General features: G+C 66.3%; 10 protein-coding genes. 2 read left to right on the top strand and 8 right to left on the bottom strand.

Features of this window, described 5'->3' with window-relative positions; translation table 11 throughout:
• Positions 1-6 precede the first annotated feature (6 nt).
• Positions 7-600 carry a YidB family protein gene (locus tag J7J08_RS01895; RefSeq protein WP_214900982.1) on the bottom strand — a complete coding sequence of 198 codons (594 nt, stop codon included), beginning with the start codon at positions 598-600 and terminating at the stop codon, positions 7-9.
• 179 nt (positions 601-779) lie between these two features.
• Positions 780-1,295, bottom strand: a complete 516-nt coding sequence (locus J7J08_RS01890) for a DJ-1/PfpI family protein (RefSeq protein WP_214900981.1) — start codon at positions 1,293-1,295, stop codon at positions 780-782.
• A 479-nt stretch (positions 1,296-1,774) separates the two neighbouring features.
• Between J7J08_RS01890 and mfd the strand changes: the two genes are divergently transcribed.
• A complete protein-coding gene (gene mfd / locus J7J08_RS01885) occupies positions 1,775-5,242 on the top strand; it encodes a transcription-repair coupling factor (protein WP_214900979.1) in 3,468 nt (1,155 codons plus the stop codon).
• Between the two features lie 155 nt (positions 5,243-5,397).
• On the opposite strand, the gene J7J08_RS01880 is transcribed toward mfd, so the two are convergent.
• The 3 genes from J7J08_RS01880 to J7J08_RS01870 all read right to left on the bottom strand — a co-directional run bounded on the left by J7J08_RS01880 (position 5,398) and on the right by J7J08_RS01870 (position 9,673).
• Positions 5,398-7,494 carry a M13-type metalloendopeptidase gene (locus J7J08_RS01880; protein ID WP_214900977.1) on the bottom strand — a complete coding sequence of 699 codons (2,097 nt, stop codon included), beginning with the start codon at positions 7,492-7,494 and terminating at the stop codon, positions 5,398-5,400.
• A 328-nt stretch (positions 7,495-7,822) separates the two neighbouring features.
• Complete coding sequence (gene gpmA, locus J7J08_RS01875) at positions 7,823-8,572, bottom strand: 2,3-diphosphoglycerate-dependent phosphoglycerate mutase (protein WP_214900975.1); 750 nt, start codon at positions 8,570-8,572, stop codon at positions 7,823-7,825.
• 87 nt (positions 8,573-8,659) lie between these two features.
• On the bottom strand, positions 8,660-9,673 hold the full coding sequence (locus J7J08_RS01870; protein ID WP_214900973.1) for a cation diffusion facilitator family transporter: 1,014 nt from the start codon (positions 9,671-9,673) through the stop codon (positions 8,660-8,662).
• 229 nt (positions 9,674-9,902) lie between these two features.
• Here J7J08_RS01870 and J7J08_RS01865 point away from each other — a divergent pair, with 229 nt between their 5' ends.
• A complete protein-coding gene (locus J7J08_RS01865; protein WP_214900971.1) occupies positions 9,903-11,030 on the top strand; it encodes a metallophosphoesterase in 1,128 nt (375 codons plus the stop codon).
• A 31-nt stretch (positions 11,031-11,061) separates the two neighbouring features.
• Here the strand turns inward: J7J08_RS01865 and J7J08_RS01860 are convergent, their stop codons facing one another.
• The 3 genes from J7J08_RS01860 to J7J08_RS01850 all read right to left on the bottom strand — a co-directional run bounded on the left by J7J08_RS01860 (position 11,062) and on the right by J7J08_RS01850 (position 15,397).
• A complete protein-coding gene (locus J7J08_RS01860) occupies positions 11,062-13,035 on the bottom strand; it encodes an oleate hydratase (RefSeq protein WP_214900969.1) in 1,974 nt (657 codons plus the stop codon).
• A 164-nt stretch (positions 13,036-13,199) separates the two neighbouring features.
• A complete protein-coding gene (locus tag J7J08_RS01855; RefSeq protein WP_214900967.1) occupies positions 13,200-14,321 on the bottom strand; it encodes an acyl-CoA desaturase in 1,122 nt (373 codons plus the stop codon).
• A gap of 2 nt (positions 14,322-14,323) precedes the next feature.
• Complete coding sequence (locus J7J08_RS01850; protein ID WP_214900965.1) at positions 14,324-15,397, bottom strand: ferredoxin reductase; 1,074 nt, start codon at positions 15,395-15,397, stop codon at positions 14,324-14,326.
• Positions 15,398-15,417 lie beyond the last annotated feature (20 nt).

Here is a 15,417-nt window from a genome sequence, read left to right as displayed (position 1 = left end):
GGGCCATTACCCGGCCGGCGAATGCTCGTCGTTCCCCGGCCCGGAGGTTGGCGACAGGGTATCCAGGCCCTGCAACCCACAGTAGGTCAACAGCGCCAGTGCTGACAGCGGCAACAACCAGCGCCACCGGCGGGGAAACCTGCTCCGCGCAGCATCGCACGCCTGCGTTACGGGAGCCGCCGCCCGCTCACTGGCGCGCACGAGGTATTCCAGTTCCGCCGGCAGGAAGGCCGGAAGTACGCCAGCGGGCGTGACCGCCCGGACCAGCAGCGGTACTGCCGTCGCCATGACGCCCCCAACCACGGATTCCGGCAGTCCTGTCTGCTCCGCGATGACCCGCATGTTGGCGAACCCAACCGCGTGCTTCATTTCATTGCCGTTGGTGTAACGCATGTTGGGGTGCCCGCCGATCCAGGAGTCGAACACATCCCCCAGGCCAATGGCGCAGAATTTCTCCCGAAACGCCATGAATCCGCCGGGCTCGGCAAACATGAATCCAGCCAGGACACCAATGAGCGTTCCGGCCTTGTCGCCCAATCCGGACACCCGCGCGACGTCCTCAATCAAGGTCCCGACTACTGTCATCAGGATCATCTCCATCAAAAATCTGGCAGGTGGCCCGCCCCACCGCTCCCTGCAATGACGGGGGAGACATTGCGCAGGCATTCGATGTGACGGGCCGTAGATCTGTTCCGAGCGCGCAGGACGCCACCGCCGCGCAGAAGTACGCGATACCAGGCACCGCGCCCGGTACCGCGCACCCTTACTGCAACTGCGGGTCAGTCCACCAACGCGACGGCGAGCGCTTCGCTGAACGCGGGAAGATCCTTGGTGTGCCTGCTGGTGATGATGAGATCGTCCACGACGACCTCACGATCCACCCAAGTACCACCTGCCGCGGCCACCAGCGTCTGGTGCTTGGGGTCGGACGTGGCCTTGCGGTCTTTGACCAGCTCGGCCGCGACCAACACCGGAACGCCCTGGCTGGTCGCGCCGACCGGCTTGCCCGAACGCTCGATCGTGCGCAGGAACTCCAACACCGGCGTCAACGATGCGATTTCGCCGCCGCCACTGACCACCACTGCGTGGTAATTCGTGTGATCGGCAGCCGCCAGTGCCGTGTCGACCTTGTACGTCTCCTTGGTGTCGGTGACGAGCAGGTCAGGGCTTGTCGCAACGACACTTATCTGCGCGCCCATGCCGCGCAACTCCTGCATCGGCTTGGCAAGATGCGAATGCTCGACGCCGTGACCGGCGATGAACGCGATGTGTTTGCCCTTGAGGCGGTTCTGCATCGGGTGACCCTCTTTCGTTGTGGAGGCGTCATGGTGGTGACGTATCCATGACGTTTTTGTGGTCACAACGTAGAGCATTGATGATGACGCAATCACCTCGATTTACACTTGCCATTCACGACGCACGTCGTTAATGCCCGCAAATGAGCTCGAAAGAAACACACGCCGCAATCGGATGTCGTATCTGGCAACTTCAAGCAGGTTGAGATATGAGCAGCGCGTCACGCTACCAACAAATCATGCGGCGCATTTTTAATACATTTGTTTTATTCGATTCATAGCTTCAATCGCCAGCGCAGCACCGCCTCGAATCTCGCCCCCTGCCGGTGGCCTGGACCCTGAGGTCGCCCAGCTTGGCGGGACGCCGCCAACTGCCAGGTCACTTCCACCCAATGGACAGCCCCGTTTGTCCAGGCCACGTGGGCCGGAGGCACTCCACAGCGTTCATCACGCGGCCGGTCTGGTAAAATCGGCGGTTCATGTCACGCACCTCATCCCCCGTACCGCCGCTGCCCCGTTCCGGCCAGCTCCGCGCCTGGTGGCGCGCTCCTGCATCGCCGACCGCGCTGGCGTGGTACATCGCCCGTGCCGCAGAGGCCCATGACGGGCCGCTGCTGGTCATCGCGCGCGACAACCACGGCGCCAATCAGGTCGAGTCCGACCTGCGCACCCTGCTGGGCAGCGCATCGGATCTGCCGGTGGTGGCGTTCCCGGATTGGGAAACGCTGCCCTACGACGCGTTCAGCCCGCACCCGGACATCATTTCGCAGCGCCTGGCGGCCCTGCACCAGCTGCCCACACTGCGCCGCGGCATCGTGGTGGTGCCGGTGCAGACGCTGCTGCAGCAGTTGGCACCGCTCAAATACATCATCGGCGGCAGTTTCGACCTGAAGGTCGGCCAGCGCCTGGACCTGGATGCGGAGAAACGCCGGCTGGAGGCCGCCGCCTACCGCAATGTGCCGCAGGTGATGGACCCGGGCGATTTCGCGGTACGCGGTGGCCTGCTCGACGTGTTCCCGATGGGCGCCGAGGCGCCGCTGCGGATCGAGCTGCTCGATGAGGACATCGACTCGATCCGCGCGTTCGATCCGGAAAGCCAGCGTTCGCTGGACAAGGTCGATGCCATTCGCATGCTGCCCGGCCGCGAAGTGCCGCTGGACGAGCTGAGCGTGTCGCGGGTGCTGGCCACCCTGCGCGAGCGCTTCGACGTGGATACCCGCCGCAGTGCGCTGTACCAGGATCTCAAATCCGGGCTGGCACCGGCCGGGGTGGAGTATTACCTGCCGTTGTTCTTCGACGGGACGGCCACGCTGTTCGACTACCTGCAACCCAACGCACTGCCGGTGATCGCGCCAGGCGTGGGTGAAGCGGCCGCTTCGTTCTGGGCGCAGACCCAGAACCGCTTTGAACAGCGCCGCCACGACGTGGAGCGACCGCTGCTGGCGCCCACCGAACTGTACCTCAGCCCCGAAGGGCTCAGCGCGCGCTTGAACACGCTGCCCCGCGTCGAGGTCTGGAGCGCCGACCACCCGCGCGTCGACGAAGCCAAACCGCTGGGCGACCAGCCGCTGCCGCCGCTGCCGGTGGCCGCGCGCGATGCACCTGCGGGTGAAGCACTGAAGTCGTTCCTCGGTCATTACCCCGGCCGGGTGTTGATTGCCGCCGATTCACCGGGACGCCGCGAAGCGTTGCTGGAAGTGCTGCTGGCGGCGGAGCTGAAGCCGCCGGTGGTGGCCGACCTGCCAACGTTCCTGGCCGACGCGACCCTGCGTTTCGCCATCACCGTGGCGCCGCTGGAAGACGGCTTCGCGCTGGACGCACCGCCGCTGGCGGTGCTGACCGAACGCCAGCTGTTCCCCGAGCGCGCCGGCACGACCCGGCGCAGCCGCCGCGTCGGGCGCGAACCCGAAGCGATCATCCGCGACCTGGGCGAGCTGACCGAAGGCGCGCCGATCGTCCATGAAGACCACGGCGTGGGCCGCTACCGCGGGCTGATCGTGCTCGATGCTGGCGGCATGCCTGGGGAGTTCCTGGAAATCGAGTACGCCAAGGGCGACCGGCTGTACGTGCCGGTGGCCCAGTTGCACCTGATCAGCCGCTACTCCGGCGCCTCGCCGGAAACCGCGCCGCTGCATTCGCTCGGTGGCGAACAGTGGAGCAAGGCCAAGCGCCGGGCGGCCGAAAAGGTCCGCGACGTGGCCGCCGAACTGCTGGAGATCCAGGCCCGTCGCCGCGCGCGTGCCGGTCTGGCGCTGCAGGTGGACCGCGCGATGTACGAGCCATTCGCGGCCGGCTTCCCGTTCGAGGAAACCCCCGACCAGCTCGCCGCCATCGACGCCACCCTGCGCGACCTGGCCAGCAGCCAGCCGATGGACCGCGTGGTCTGCGGCGACGTGGGCTTCGGCAAGACCGAGGTGGCCGTACGCGCCGCCTTCGCCGCCGCCAGCGCCGGCAAGCAGGTCGCCGTGCTGGTGCCGACCACCCTGCTGGCCGAACAGCACTACCGCAATTTCCGCGACCGCTTCGCCGACTGGCCACTCAAGGTTGAAGTGCTGTCGCGCTTCAAGAGCACCAAGGAGATCAAGGCCGAGCTGGAGAAGGTGGCTGCCGGCACCATCGACGTCATCATCGGCACCCACCGCCTGCTGCAGCCGGACATGAAGTTCAAGGATCTGGGCCTGGTGGTGGTGGACGAGGAGCAGCGTTTCGGCGTGCGCCAGAAGGAAGCGCTGAAGGCGATGCGCGCCAACGTGCACCTGCTGACGCTCACCGCCACACCGATTCCGCGCACGCTCAACATGGCCATGGCCGGCCTGCGCGACCTGTCGATCATCGCCACCCCGCCGCCGAACCGGCTGGCGGTGCAGACCTTCATCACCGCATGGGACAACGCACTGCTGCGCGAAGCATTCCAGCGCGAACTGGCGCGCGGTGGCCAGCTGTACTTCCTGCACAACGACGTGGAAAGCATCGGCCGCATGCAACGCGACCTGGCCGAGCTGGTGCCTGAAGCACGCATTGGCATCGCCCACGGCCAGATGCCCGAACGCGAGCTGGAACGGGTGATGCTGGATTTCCAGAAGCAGCGCTACAACGTACTGCTGTCGACCACGATCATCGAATCGGGCATCGACATCCCCAACGCCAACACCATCATCATCAACCGCGCCGATCGTTTCGGCCTGGCCCAGCTGCACCAGCTGCGTGGCCGCGTCGGTCGCTCGCACCACCGCGCGTATGCGTATCTGGTGGTGCCGGACAAGCGCTCGATGACCCCCGATGCCGAGAAGCGCCTGGAAGCGATCGCCTCCATGGACGAGCTCGGCGCCGGCTTCACCCTGGCCACCCACGACCTGGAAATCCGTGGCGCCGGCGAGCTGCTGGGCGAAGACCAGAGCGGACAGATGGCCGAGGTGGGATTCAGCCTGTACACCGAACTGCTCGAACGCGCGGTGCGCAGCATCCGGTTGGGCAAGCTGCCCGACCTGGATTCGGGCGAGGAAGTGCGCGGCGCCGAAGTGGAACTGCATGTGCCGGCGTTGATCCCGGACGACTACCTGCCCGACGTGCACACCCGCCTGACCCTGTACAAACGGATCAGCAGCGCGCGCGACAGTGGCGAGCTGCGCGAACTGCAGGTGGAGATGATCGACCGCTTCGGCCTGCTGCCCGATGCCGCCAAGCATCTGTTCGCAGTGGCAGAGCTGAAACTGCAGTGCAATGCGTTGGGCATCCGCAAGCTGGAACTGGGCGAGAACGGCGGCCGCATCGTGTTCGAGGCCAAGCCGTCCATCGACCCGATGGCGGTGATCCAGATGATCCAGAAGCAGCCCAAGCTGTACATGATGGATGGGCCGGACAAGCTGCGGATCAAGGTGCCGTTGCCGCTGCCGGAGGACCGGTTCAATGCGGCAAAGGCGTTGTTGACGACGTTGACCCCTGGATAACGCGCGCAACCCGCACCGCCTGGGCCGGCCAACGGCCGGCGCTACCGCAGGCAACCCACCACCGGTAGCGCCGGGCTCTGCCCGGCCCACGCAGTGTCGGATACAGGAAGGCCCGGCAGTTGCCGGGCCTTCTTGTTCGCAGATGAATCAAACCGTTACCAGATCACCACGCGCTTGTCGTCGGCGCGCACCATCGCGTCGCCCGGCTTGCACTCGAACGCCTGCGCGAACGCCGGCATGTTCGACGGCGCACCGTTGGCACGGAAGTTGGCCGGGGCATGCGGGTCGGTGTTCAAACGCACGCGCAGCTCACCGTCGGTGAAGTTGCGGCGCCACACGGTGGCCCAGTTCATGAAGAAGCGCTGGTCCTGGCTGTGGCCGTCAACGGCGACATTGGCCTTGGGGTTCTCCTTCAACGCCATCTGCAGCGCGTCATAGGCCACGGTCAAACCGCCCAGGTCGCCGATGTTTTCGCCCAGGGTCAGCTTGCCCTTCACGTTCACCCCCGGCAGCGATTCATAGCCATCGAACTGTGCCACCAGCTGGTCGGTGCGGCCGGTGAAGGCCTTGCGGTCGCTGTCGGTCCACCAGTTGTCGAAGTTGCCGTTGGCGGCGAACTGGCTGCCCGAATCATCGTAGCCGTGCATCATTTCGTGGCCGATCACCGCACCGATGCCACCGTAGTTCAGCGCCGGATCGGCCTTGGCGTCGAAGAAGGGCGCCTGCAGGATCGCCGCCGGGAACACGATCTCGTTCTTGGTCGCGTTGTAGTAGGCGTTGACGGTCTGCGGGGTCATGCCCCACTCGGTCTTGTCGACCGGCTTGCCGATCTTGTCGAGCGTATAGCGGTAGTTGAACGCGCGCGCGGCCTGCATGTTGCCCAGGTAGCTGTCGGCGTTGGTCTCAAAGCCCGACCAGTCGCGCCACTTGTCCGGGTAGCCGATCTTCGGGGTGAAGCTGGCCCACTTCTCCAGCGCCTTCCTGCGGGTGTCTTCGCCCATCCATTCCAGCTTCTCCAGGCGCGCCTTCAGCGCCACCGAGAGATTCTCGACCAGGTGTTGCATCTGTTCCTTGGACTCGGCCGGGAACACCGCGTCCACGTACAGCTGGCCCAGGCCTTCGCCGATCGAGGTGTTGACCGACTCCAGCACGCGCTTCCAGCGCGGCTGCATTTCCTTCTGGCCACGCAGGGTGGTGCCGTAGAAATCGAAGTTGGCCTTCTCGAAGGCGCTGCTCAGGTACGGGGCGGCATCATCGACGGTGTGGAAGCGCAGGTAGGCCTGCCAGGTTGAAGCGGGCACCTCGGTGAGCATCTTGTCCACTTCGCCGAAGAAGGCCGGCTGGGCCAGCGAGAACTTCTGCGCGGCCGGTACCTTCAGCGTGTCGAACAGCGCGGTCCAGCTGAAGTTCGGGGTGAGCTTGTCGGCTTCCGCAGCACTGACCGGGTTGTAGCGCTTGGCCGGATCACGCAGTTCGATGCGCGACAGCGACGCCTTGGCCAGGCGGGTTTCGAAGTCCATCACCGCCTTGGCGTCGGTCTTGGCCTGCGCGGCATCCACGCCGGACAGGGTCAACGCCTGTTCGATATAGGCCACGTAGGCATCGCGGATCTTGGCCTGCGATGCATCGAAGTAGTAGCCCTTCTCCGGCAGACCCAGGCCGCCCTGGCCGACATAGGCGATGACGTTGCCCGAATCCTTGTAATCGGCATTGGCGAACAGCGAGAACAGCACGCCCTGGCCCTGCGCCTGGCTGTCGCGCAGGTACTGGGTGATCGCGGCGGTGTCGTTCAGCGCGGCGATCCTGTCCAGCTGCGGCTGCAGCGGCGCGATGCCGGCGGCTTCGATCTTCGCCTCGTCCGAACCGGTCTTCCAGATATCGCCGATCTTGGCTTCCACCGAGCCGGCCTTGGCCTGGCTGGCCGCGGCCTGCTCGACCAGCGCGTGCTGCACTTCCAGCGAGCGTTCGCGCAGGATCTCGAAGCTGCCCCAGGTGGTCTGGTCGTTCGGCACCGGGTTGGCCTTCAGCCAGCTGCTGTTGACGAAGCCGTTGAGGTCGGTACACGCGGCGATGGCCGGGTCCAGGTCGGCGCTGTTGAGCGAGATCAGCGGGGTCTTGATCTGCGACAGATCGAACGCCGGCTTGGCGGCATCCGCAGTGGCCGCCGGAGCGGTCCCGGTCTTGCCGCACGCGGCCAGCGAGGCAGCGATGGCAATGGTCAGGCCCAGCGGGGCCAGCTTGGAATACTTCATTCGACTCTCCGGCTACAGGGAAGCATCGCCCGCAATGCGGACAATCCGGCAGCGTAGCGCGGGAGCGGGGGCGTGGGACCGGCCAAAGGTCACAGGAGCGCCCTTGGTGTGCGCTGACCGTGTTGGCGTATCAGTTGTTACGAGCTGGGGAGGGCCGGGCCCCGGAGGGGAACTTGCGTCGACCCCGCAAACCCGCACCGTCCCGCCAACCCGCAGATGCCGTGAGCCTGCGGCTGTTCGCCGAATCCAACAGCAGCCGGGCAGAGCCCGGCTCTACGGCGTCAGGCAATCAATGAATCGCTGAGGAATACCCACCCAAGGTGGGTATCTACCGCGCTTTGCCCTGGTTCGCCACGGCCTCGGCCGCCTTGCGCGCCGCTTCCGGGTCACCCAGGTAGCGGAACGACTGCACGGTCAGGTCTTCGTGCAACTCGAACAGCAACGGAATGCCGGTGGGGATGTTCAACTCCAGGATGGCTTCCTGCGACACCTTGTTGAGGTACTTGTACAGCGCGCGCAGCGAATTGCCGTGGGCGGTGACCAGGACGGTCTTGCCGTCCTTCAGTTGCGGGGCGATCGCATCGAACCAGTACGGCAGCACGCGTTCCAGCGTGGTCGCCAGCGACTCGGTGCCCGGCAGCGCGTTGCGGTCCAGGCCGGCGTAACGGCGGTCGTGGATCGGGTGGCCCGGGTCTTCGCGGTCCATCGCCGGCGGCGGGATGTCGTAGGACCGCCGCCAGATCTTGACCTGGTCCTCGCCGTGCTTCGCCGCCGTCTCAGCCTTGTCCAACCCCTGCAGGCCACCGTAGTGACGCTCGTTCAGGCGCCAGCTCTTGCTCACCGGCAGCCAGTCCTGGTCCAGCTCGGCCAGTGCCCCCTGCAGCGTGTGGATGGCGCGCTTGAGCACCGAGGTGTGCGCCACATCGAACTGCAACCCTTCTTCGCGCATCAGACGGCCGGCGGCAGCAGCTTCGCTCCTGCCCTGCTCGGTCAGTTCCACGTCCACCCAACCGGTGAAACGGTTGTCCAGGTTCCACTGGCTCTGGCCGTGGCGCAACAGTACGAGTTTCCGGGTCACTGCGGTTTCTCCGAGGGGATGGCAAGGCAGGCCGACATTGTAGCGGCAACCCCGCCGCCCCTGCCCCGCCCGACCGCAACCGCCGACTCAGGGATGCGGATGGCCGTGGTGGCCCTGCGCATCGGGGCCACTGCGGCGCGGCTCGTGGACCCGGGCATGCGCATGCCCGGCGTGGTCGTGGTCGCCATGCGGCGCGTGCGACGCCGGGGTGCCGTCGCCGCAATCATCGCCGCAATGATCCGCCTCGATCTGCAGGGTCACATGATCGATGCCGAAATCCTCGTGCAGCGCAGAGCCCAGCCGGCGGCGCAGGCCGTCCGCGTCCACGCCCTCGGCGACCACCACGTGCGCGGTCAGCGCCGGGGTGCTCGACGCCAGCGCCCACACGTGCAGGTCATGCACGTCCTGCACCCCCTCGTGCGCGCACAACCGCGCGCGCACGGCGTCCACCTGGATGCCCTTGGGCACGCCTTCCAGCAGCACGTTGATCGCCTCGCGCATCAGCACCCACGTGCGCGGCAGCACCCACAGGCCGATCAGCACCGCCAGGATCGGATCGATCGGCTTCCAGCCGGTCCAGCGGATCAGCAACGCGCCGATGATCACCGCCACCGAACCCAGCATGTCGGCCCACACTTCCAGGTAAGCGCCTTTCACGTTGAGGTTTTCGCCACTGCCTGCACGCAGCAGGCGCATCGAAATCAGATTGATCAGCAGCCCGAACGCGGCGATCACCAGCATGCCGGTGGAGGCGATTTCCTGCGGCTGGCGGAACCGCGCCACCGCTTCCCACAGGATGTAACCGGCCACCACGAACAGCATGCCGCCGTTGATCATCGCCCCCAACGCTTCCAGCCGCGCATAGCCGTAGGTGCGCCGCGCATCCGGCGGGCGCCGGCTCAGCCGCACCGCTACCAGCGCGATCATCAATGCCAGCGTGTCGGTGGCCATGTGCGCCGCATCGGACAGCAGCGCCAGGCTGTTGGTCCAGAATGCGCCCGCCACTTCGACGATGAGGAAGGTGGTGGTCAGGCCCAGCGCCCACCACAGGGGTTTCTCGTGGCGGATTTCGCTGGGCAGGTGATCGTGGTCGTGGCCCATGGCAACGGCTCCTGTGCAATGCGGAAAAGCCTACTGCTGCAACCATCGGGGAGACTATTACGCTGTTTATAACATTGCAGACTGCGCAGCCGGGCAGCCACGCAGCCACGCAGGGCGTGGCTCTACCCCCCCATCAGCCGCCCGATGGGGCATACCTGCCGACGCTGCCTGCAGGTAGGATCGGATGGGCGGCGCCTGGCCGCCCTGCCCGCCTTGCTGGATGCCTCCGATGCCGCTTCGCCTCCGTTCTGCTGCCATCCGCCTGATCCTGGCGGGACTCGTCCTTGCCCCGCTGCTGGCTGTTGCCCGCGAGGTGCCCGCGCCGGCCGAGCATGTGGAGGCCGATGGCCCCTACGTGTTCATGACCAGCAAGGGCCACCAGGCGCAGTGGGTCTGCAATGACCACGTGGTCGAGCGTGACCTGCCCGCACGCGGCGACAGCACCGTGGTGCTGCCCGAATGCGGCTACCCGCATCCGCTCACGGTGGCCGCCCCACAGCGAGCCGCCACCGCTCGTTACCCGGCCACCCCGCGCATCGTGGCGCTGTCGGACATCCACGGCCAGTACGGTCTGCTGGTCAAACTGCTGCGCGCACATCATGTGATCGACAACGACGACCACTGGTCGCTGGGCACCGCTACGCTGGTGGTGGCCGGTGATGTGTTCGACCGTGGCCCGCAGGTGACCGAGGCGTTCTGGCTGCTCTACAGCCTGCAACAGCAGGCCACTGCCGCCGGCGGCGCGATGCACTTCGTGCTGGGCAACCATGAAACCATGGTGCTCTACGACGACCTGCGCTACGTCAACCCGAAGTACCTCAAAAGTGCCCAGCTGCTTGGCCGCAGCTACCCGGGGCTGTACGGCGCCGACTCGGTGATCGGCCAATGGCTGCGTACCCGCCCGGTGATGCTGCAGATCGGCGATACGCTGTTCCTGCACGGCGGCATCGCCCCGGAGAACCTCGACCTGGTGCGCGGCCTGGACGCCACGAACACGCTTTACCAAGCCTCGGTCGGCCTGCCCAAAGACCAGGTCAAGACCGCACCGGACACGGCGCGCCTGTTCGACGGCAAGACCAGCCCGATCTGGTTCCGTGGCTACTTCGACGGAAAAATGGACACCGACCAGGTGGGCGCCCTGCTCGACGCGCTGGAGCTCAAGCGCATCGTGGTCGGCCACACCTCGATGCCACACGTGAGCAGCTTCCACGGCGGCCGCATCATCGCCATCGACAGCAGCATCAAGAACGGCGAAAACGGCGAACTGCTGTTCATCGACAACGGCGCGGTCAGCCGCGGCCTGCTGGATGGCTCGCGGGTGCCGCTGGCCGAAGGGAAGATGGGCCTGGAGGACTGACCAGCCTTCGCAGACCGGTCAGTCATGCGCCTTATTTACTGCGCTTGGCCAGGTTCTCGCGCAGTGTTTCCAGCCGGCCGTGCAGGTCCTTCAGGGCGCTGCTGCCCTTGCCCACCAGCCAGGATGCTTCGTCTTCCAGCACCGCCCCCAGGTGGCGCTCCTTGTCGGGCAACGGCGGCAGGATGTGCGCGAAGTAAGTCTTGTCCAGCACCCGGTGCAGCAGCCGCTCGCCGGGGAACGGCTCGCCGTTGTTGAGCGCGCGGGCCGCCCGGATCAGGTTGCGCACGTCGTACTGCACCGGGCTCAGGTCGGGTACCTGCTTGGCCAGATCCAGCAGCGTGTACACCGCCACCCGCGCGGTACGCACCGAACTTTCCATGGTGAACACCACATCGTTGCGAGTCTCCACGAACTGGCCGAGCAGACCCAGGTTGGTGCAACCCTTCGGCACCACGTGCGGGCGGTCGCCGGCCGCGCGCGGCATGAACTGCGCGGTGATGTACGGCATCAGCGCGGTGCGCACCTTGGTGTTGGCCGCAATCGCATCGAGCTGGTCGACGATGCCGAGGTGGTAACAGAGCTCGGCGAGGATCTCGCGCCCGGTACAGGCCGGCATCGGCTTGGCCACGTGGTTGCCGTCCTGGTCCATCAGCAGCGCGTAGACCCAGACCACCAGGACGTCGCCGGGCTGGCCGATGAAGTGCGGCTGGCGGTTGACCGTAAAGCTGAGTACCCAGTTGGAGTCGGTGAAGGTGATGACCCCGCCGGTAGCCGTCTTTCCCGAATACGGGTCATTGACCGACAGTTCCCGGATTTTGTCGGTCAGCGGTGACGGGCTGCACGTCAGCGTGGCCGATTCCCACATCGAGCCGTCCACATCGCTGTAGAACTTTTCCGGCTTGCCGAAAATCGGCGACTGGGCGGCCAGGTTGCGCCACAACGTCCAGTCGCTGTCCTCGCCCGGGGTGCTGGGCCCGCGTTTCAGCACCGGGGCCGTGTCGAGGTCACCGTAAGCAGTACCTTCGGTAATCGAGCCGGTCAGCGCGAACACCAGGTCGCCGTCGGCGACCGGCAGCAGCGTGTCCTTGCTGCCTACGCGACAGCGCAGCCCCGTGACGGTGCGTGATCCGCCATCGACGCACATCTCCATGTCGACCACGCGCGTTCCAAAGGTAACCTGCACGCCCTGCCCGCGCAGCATGTTCACCAGCGGCTTTACGAAGCTCTCGTACTGGTTGTACTTGGGGAACACCAGCGCGGACATGTCGTTGAAGCCGTCCAGCGCATCCAGGAAGCGATGCATGTACAGCTTCATTTCCAGCAGGCTCTGCCAGTTTTCGAAGGCGAACATCGAGCGCCAGAAGAACCAGAAGTTGGTCTGCAGGAAGCCCTCGCTGAAGTAGTCCTCGATGGTCGCATCATCGAGGTCTTCCTTGCGCTTGAGCAGCAGCTTGACCAGCTCCCACTGCTGCGGCCTGCTCAGGCCAAAGCTGGAGAAGTCCTTGATCTTTCCCTGCTGGTGCATCAGCCGGGCCTTGGAGTAGTTCGGGTCGGCGTCGTTCACCGCCCGGTACTCGTCCAGCACACTGTAGCCCTCGGGCAATTCCAGCGCCGGTACGTCCTGGAACATGTCCCAGAAGTTGTCGTAGTTCCAGTTCATCTCACGGCCGCCGCGGATCAGGTAACCCTGCTCGGGGTTGCCGGCGCCATCGAGCGAACCGCCTTCGATGTCCAGGCTGTCGATCAGGGTGATGTTGGCCGCCGGCATGCCGCCGTCGCGGATCAGGTAGAAGGCGGCGGCCAGCCCTGCGATGCCGGTGCCGATGATCCAGGCCTTGCGCGTGGCCACTCCTTCCGGGGCCACGGGGCGGTTGCGCATGTAGGCACCCATGGTATCGGGCGGCGGCAGGGTGTTCTCGGGTCGGTTGGACCAGTAGCCGGCCGTGGCATCGGGCTCTTTTTCGATCGCCGGCGCGCGGCGCGCGCCGTTTCTCTCGACAGCCATATCAGCACTCCTTCTGGGGGATGGGACGTACCGCTGCATGCAGCGATGGTACCCACCCCAGCCGTGAAGGCGTTTGATCCGTGTCAAACAAACATCGCAACCGGTAAAACTACGTAGTTCCACGCCCTGCGTGGCAACCCCGCACAGCCACGCAGGGCGTGGCTCTACGCGTTGTGCGTGGACGCCACCAGCGGGCGTACGCGACGCGGCCGGCTCGGGAACGCATGCCGCACGATCCGCCACATTACCTGGCCGAACTGCTTCGGCATCGACCCGGTGTTGTAGTGCTGCCCGTAGCGCGCGCAGATTTCACGCACGTCCACCGCGATGGCGGCGTAGCGGTTGGCCGGCACGTCCGGGAAGAAGTGGTGCTCGATCTGGTGGCTGAGGTTGCCGGTCATCAGGTTCATCACCTTGCCGCCGGCGATGTTGGACGAGCCACGCAGCTGGCGCAGGTACCAGTGGCCGCGGGTTTCATCGCGCACGCATTCCTTCGGGAAGGTTTCCGCGTCGGCGGTGAAGTGGCCGCAGAAGATCACCACGTAGGTCCACACGTTGCGGATCATGTTGGCCACCACGTTGCCCAGCAGCACCGGCAGGAAGAACGGGCCGGCCAGCGCCGGGAACAGCAGGTAGTCCTTGAACATCTGCCTGCCCATTTTCCGACCGACCGGGCGTGCCTGCGCCAGCAGCTGGCGGAAGGTGATCTTGCCGGCGAACCAGCGGCCCACGCGCAGGTCCTGGATGGCGATACCCCATTCGAACAGCAGCGCGAACACCACCGCCACCACCGGCTGGGTCAGGTAGAACGGGCGCCAGCGCTGCTCGGGGAAGATCCGCAGCAGGCCGTAGCCGATGTCGTCATCCAGCCCGCGCACGTTGGTGTAGGTGTGGTGGCGGAAATTGTGGGTCTTGCGCCAGTTGTCGGCGGTACCGACGATGTCCCATTCGTAGGTGCTGCCCTGCAGCTGCGGGTCGCCCATCCAGTCGTACTGGCCGTGGATGACGTTGTGCGCCAGCTCCATGTTCTCCAGGATCTTGGACAGCGCCAGCAGCGCCACGCCCGCTATCCAGGCCGGGATCAGTGCGCTGTGCACGAATGCGCCCAGGAACAACAGCGCGCGGCCGGCCACGCCGGTCCAACGCACGCCGGCAACCACGCGGCGGATGTAGCGCGCATCCGCCGCACCCAGCGTATCCAGATGGCGGGCACGCAAGGCGTCGAGTTCATTGCCGAACGATTCCAGTTCGGTGGCGGACAACACGCGGTTCTGCACGGCAGGCATGCTCAGAGCTCCAGGATCAGGTCGGTGCTGGCGCTGTTCACGCACAGCTTCACTTGCGTGGCCGGTTCGGTCGCGTACTCGCCGGTCAGGGTGTGGCGGGTCACGCCACTGGCCTTGCCGCACACGCAGGTATTGCAGATGCCCATGCGGCAGCCACTGGCCGGGCGCAGCCCTTCGGCTTCCAGCGCCTGCAGCAGCGAGGTGCCGCGCGGCAGTTCCAGGGTGCGGCCGCTGCGGCGCAGTTCGACCTGCACCGTGCCGGTCTCGGCATCGGAAAGCACCGGCGGGGTGAACGCTTCGGACTGCAGCGCCCCCACCTGCCCGTGCAGCCGCGCGCGCGCGCCTTCCACGAAGCCACCGGGGCCGCAGGCCATCACGTGCACGCCGGACAGGTCGCCCAGCGGGTTGAAATCGTAGTCATGCACGCGCGCGGCCGGCGCGGCCGGATCGCGGGTCAGCGCCAGGTGCAGGCGGAATCCGGGATGACGCGCGGCAATGTCGGCCAGTTCGTCGGCAAAGCAGACCGCCTCGCGCTGCTGCGCCCAGTACACCAGATCGACCTGCACCGGCATGCCGGCGGCCTCCAACTGGCGAACCAGCGCGCGCATCGGGGTGATGCCGCTGCCCGCAGCGAGCAGCAGCATGCGCGTGGACAAGGCAGCCGGCAAGGTCATCTCGCCAAACGCCTGGCCCAGCTCGAACACCTCGCCCACCTGCGCGTGCTGCGCCAGGTGCTGGCTGACCTTGCCGCCGGCCACCGTCTTGACGGTAATCGCCAGGCAGCCGTCATCCAGCAGGGTCGGGCTGTAGCTGCGCGACAGCCGGCGGCCATCGAGCTCCACCCCCAGGTTCACATGCTGACCGGGCGCCACCCCATGGAAATGCCGGTTCGGGCGCAGCACCAGGGTCATCGCATCGGCGCTGGCAGCGTGGCGCGATACCAGCCGCGCCCGCGCCCGGCGCAGGGTCCACAGCGGGTGCACCCGGCCGGCCCAGAAGTCGAAAAGCGCTTCGGACACCCACTGGCGGGGTGAGAGGGGCGAACGGCGGGTGGCAGGACGAGGAAGAGCGCTCATGCCGTCACTATACGGCCGAG

This window comes from Stenotrophomonas sp. ISL-67, assembly GCF_018612915.1.
Taxonomy (GTDB): domain Bacteria; phylum Pseudomonadota; class Gammaproteobacteria; order Xanthomonadales; family Xanthomonadaceae; genus Stenotrophomonas.
The sequence above is the reverse complement of the archived record's forward strand: the minus strand, read 5'-3'. Positions and strand labels throughout refer to the sequence as shown.

Coding starts and splice junctions, on each gene's coding strand:
- J7J08_RS01855 (WP_214900967.1), bottom strand. CDS start 14,321: ATGCCTGCCGTGCAGAACCGCGTGTTGTCCGCCACCGAACTGGAATCG.
- J7J08_RS01865 (WP_214900971.1), top strand. CDS start 9,903: ATGCCGCTTCGCCTCCGTTCTGCTGCCATCCGCCTGATCCTGGCGGGA.
- J7J08_RS01895 (WP_214900982.1), bottom strand. CDS start 600: ATGGAGATGATCCTGATGACAGTAGTCGGGACCTTGATTGAGGACGTC.
- mfd (WP_214900979.1), top strand. CDS start 1,775: ATGTCACGCACCTCATCCCCCGTACCGCCGCTGCCCCGTTCCGGCCAG.
- J7J08_RS01870 (WP_214900973.1), bottom strand. CDS start 9,673: ATGGGCCACGACCACGATCACCTGCCCAGCGAAATCCGCCACGAGAAA.
- J7J08_RS01860 (WP_214900969.1), bottom strand. CDS start 13,035: ATGGCTGTCGAGAGAAACGGCGCGCGCCGCGCGCCGGCGATCGAAAAA.
- J7J08_RS01880 (WP_214900977.1), bottom strand. CDS start 7,494: ATGAAGTATTCCAAGCTGGCCCCGCTGGGCCTGACCATTGCCATCGCT.
- J7J08_RS01850 (WP_214900965.1), bottom strand. CDS start 15,397: ATGAGCGCTCTTCCTCGTCCTGCCACCCGCCGTTCGCCCCTCTCACCC.
- J7J08_RS01890 (WP_214900981.1), bottom strand. CDS start 1,295: ATGCAGAACCGCCTCAAGGGCAAACACATCGCGTTCATCGCCGGTCAC.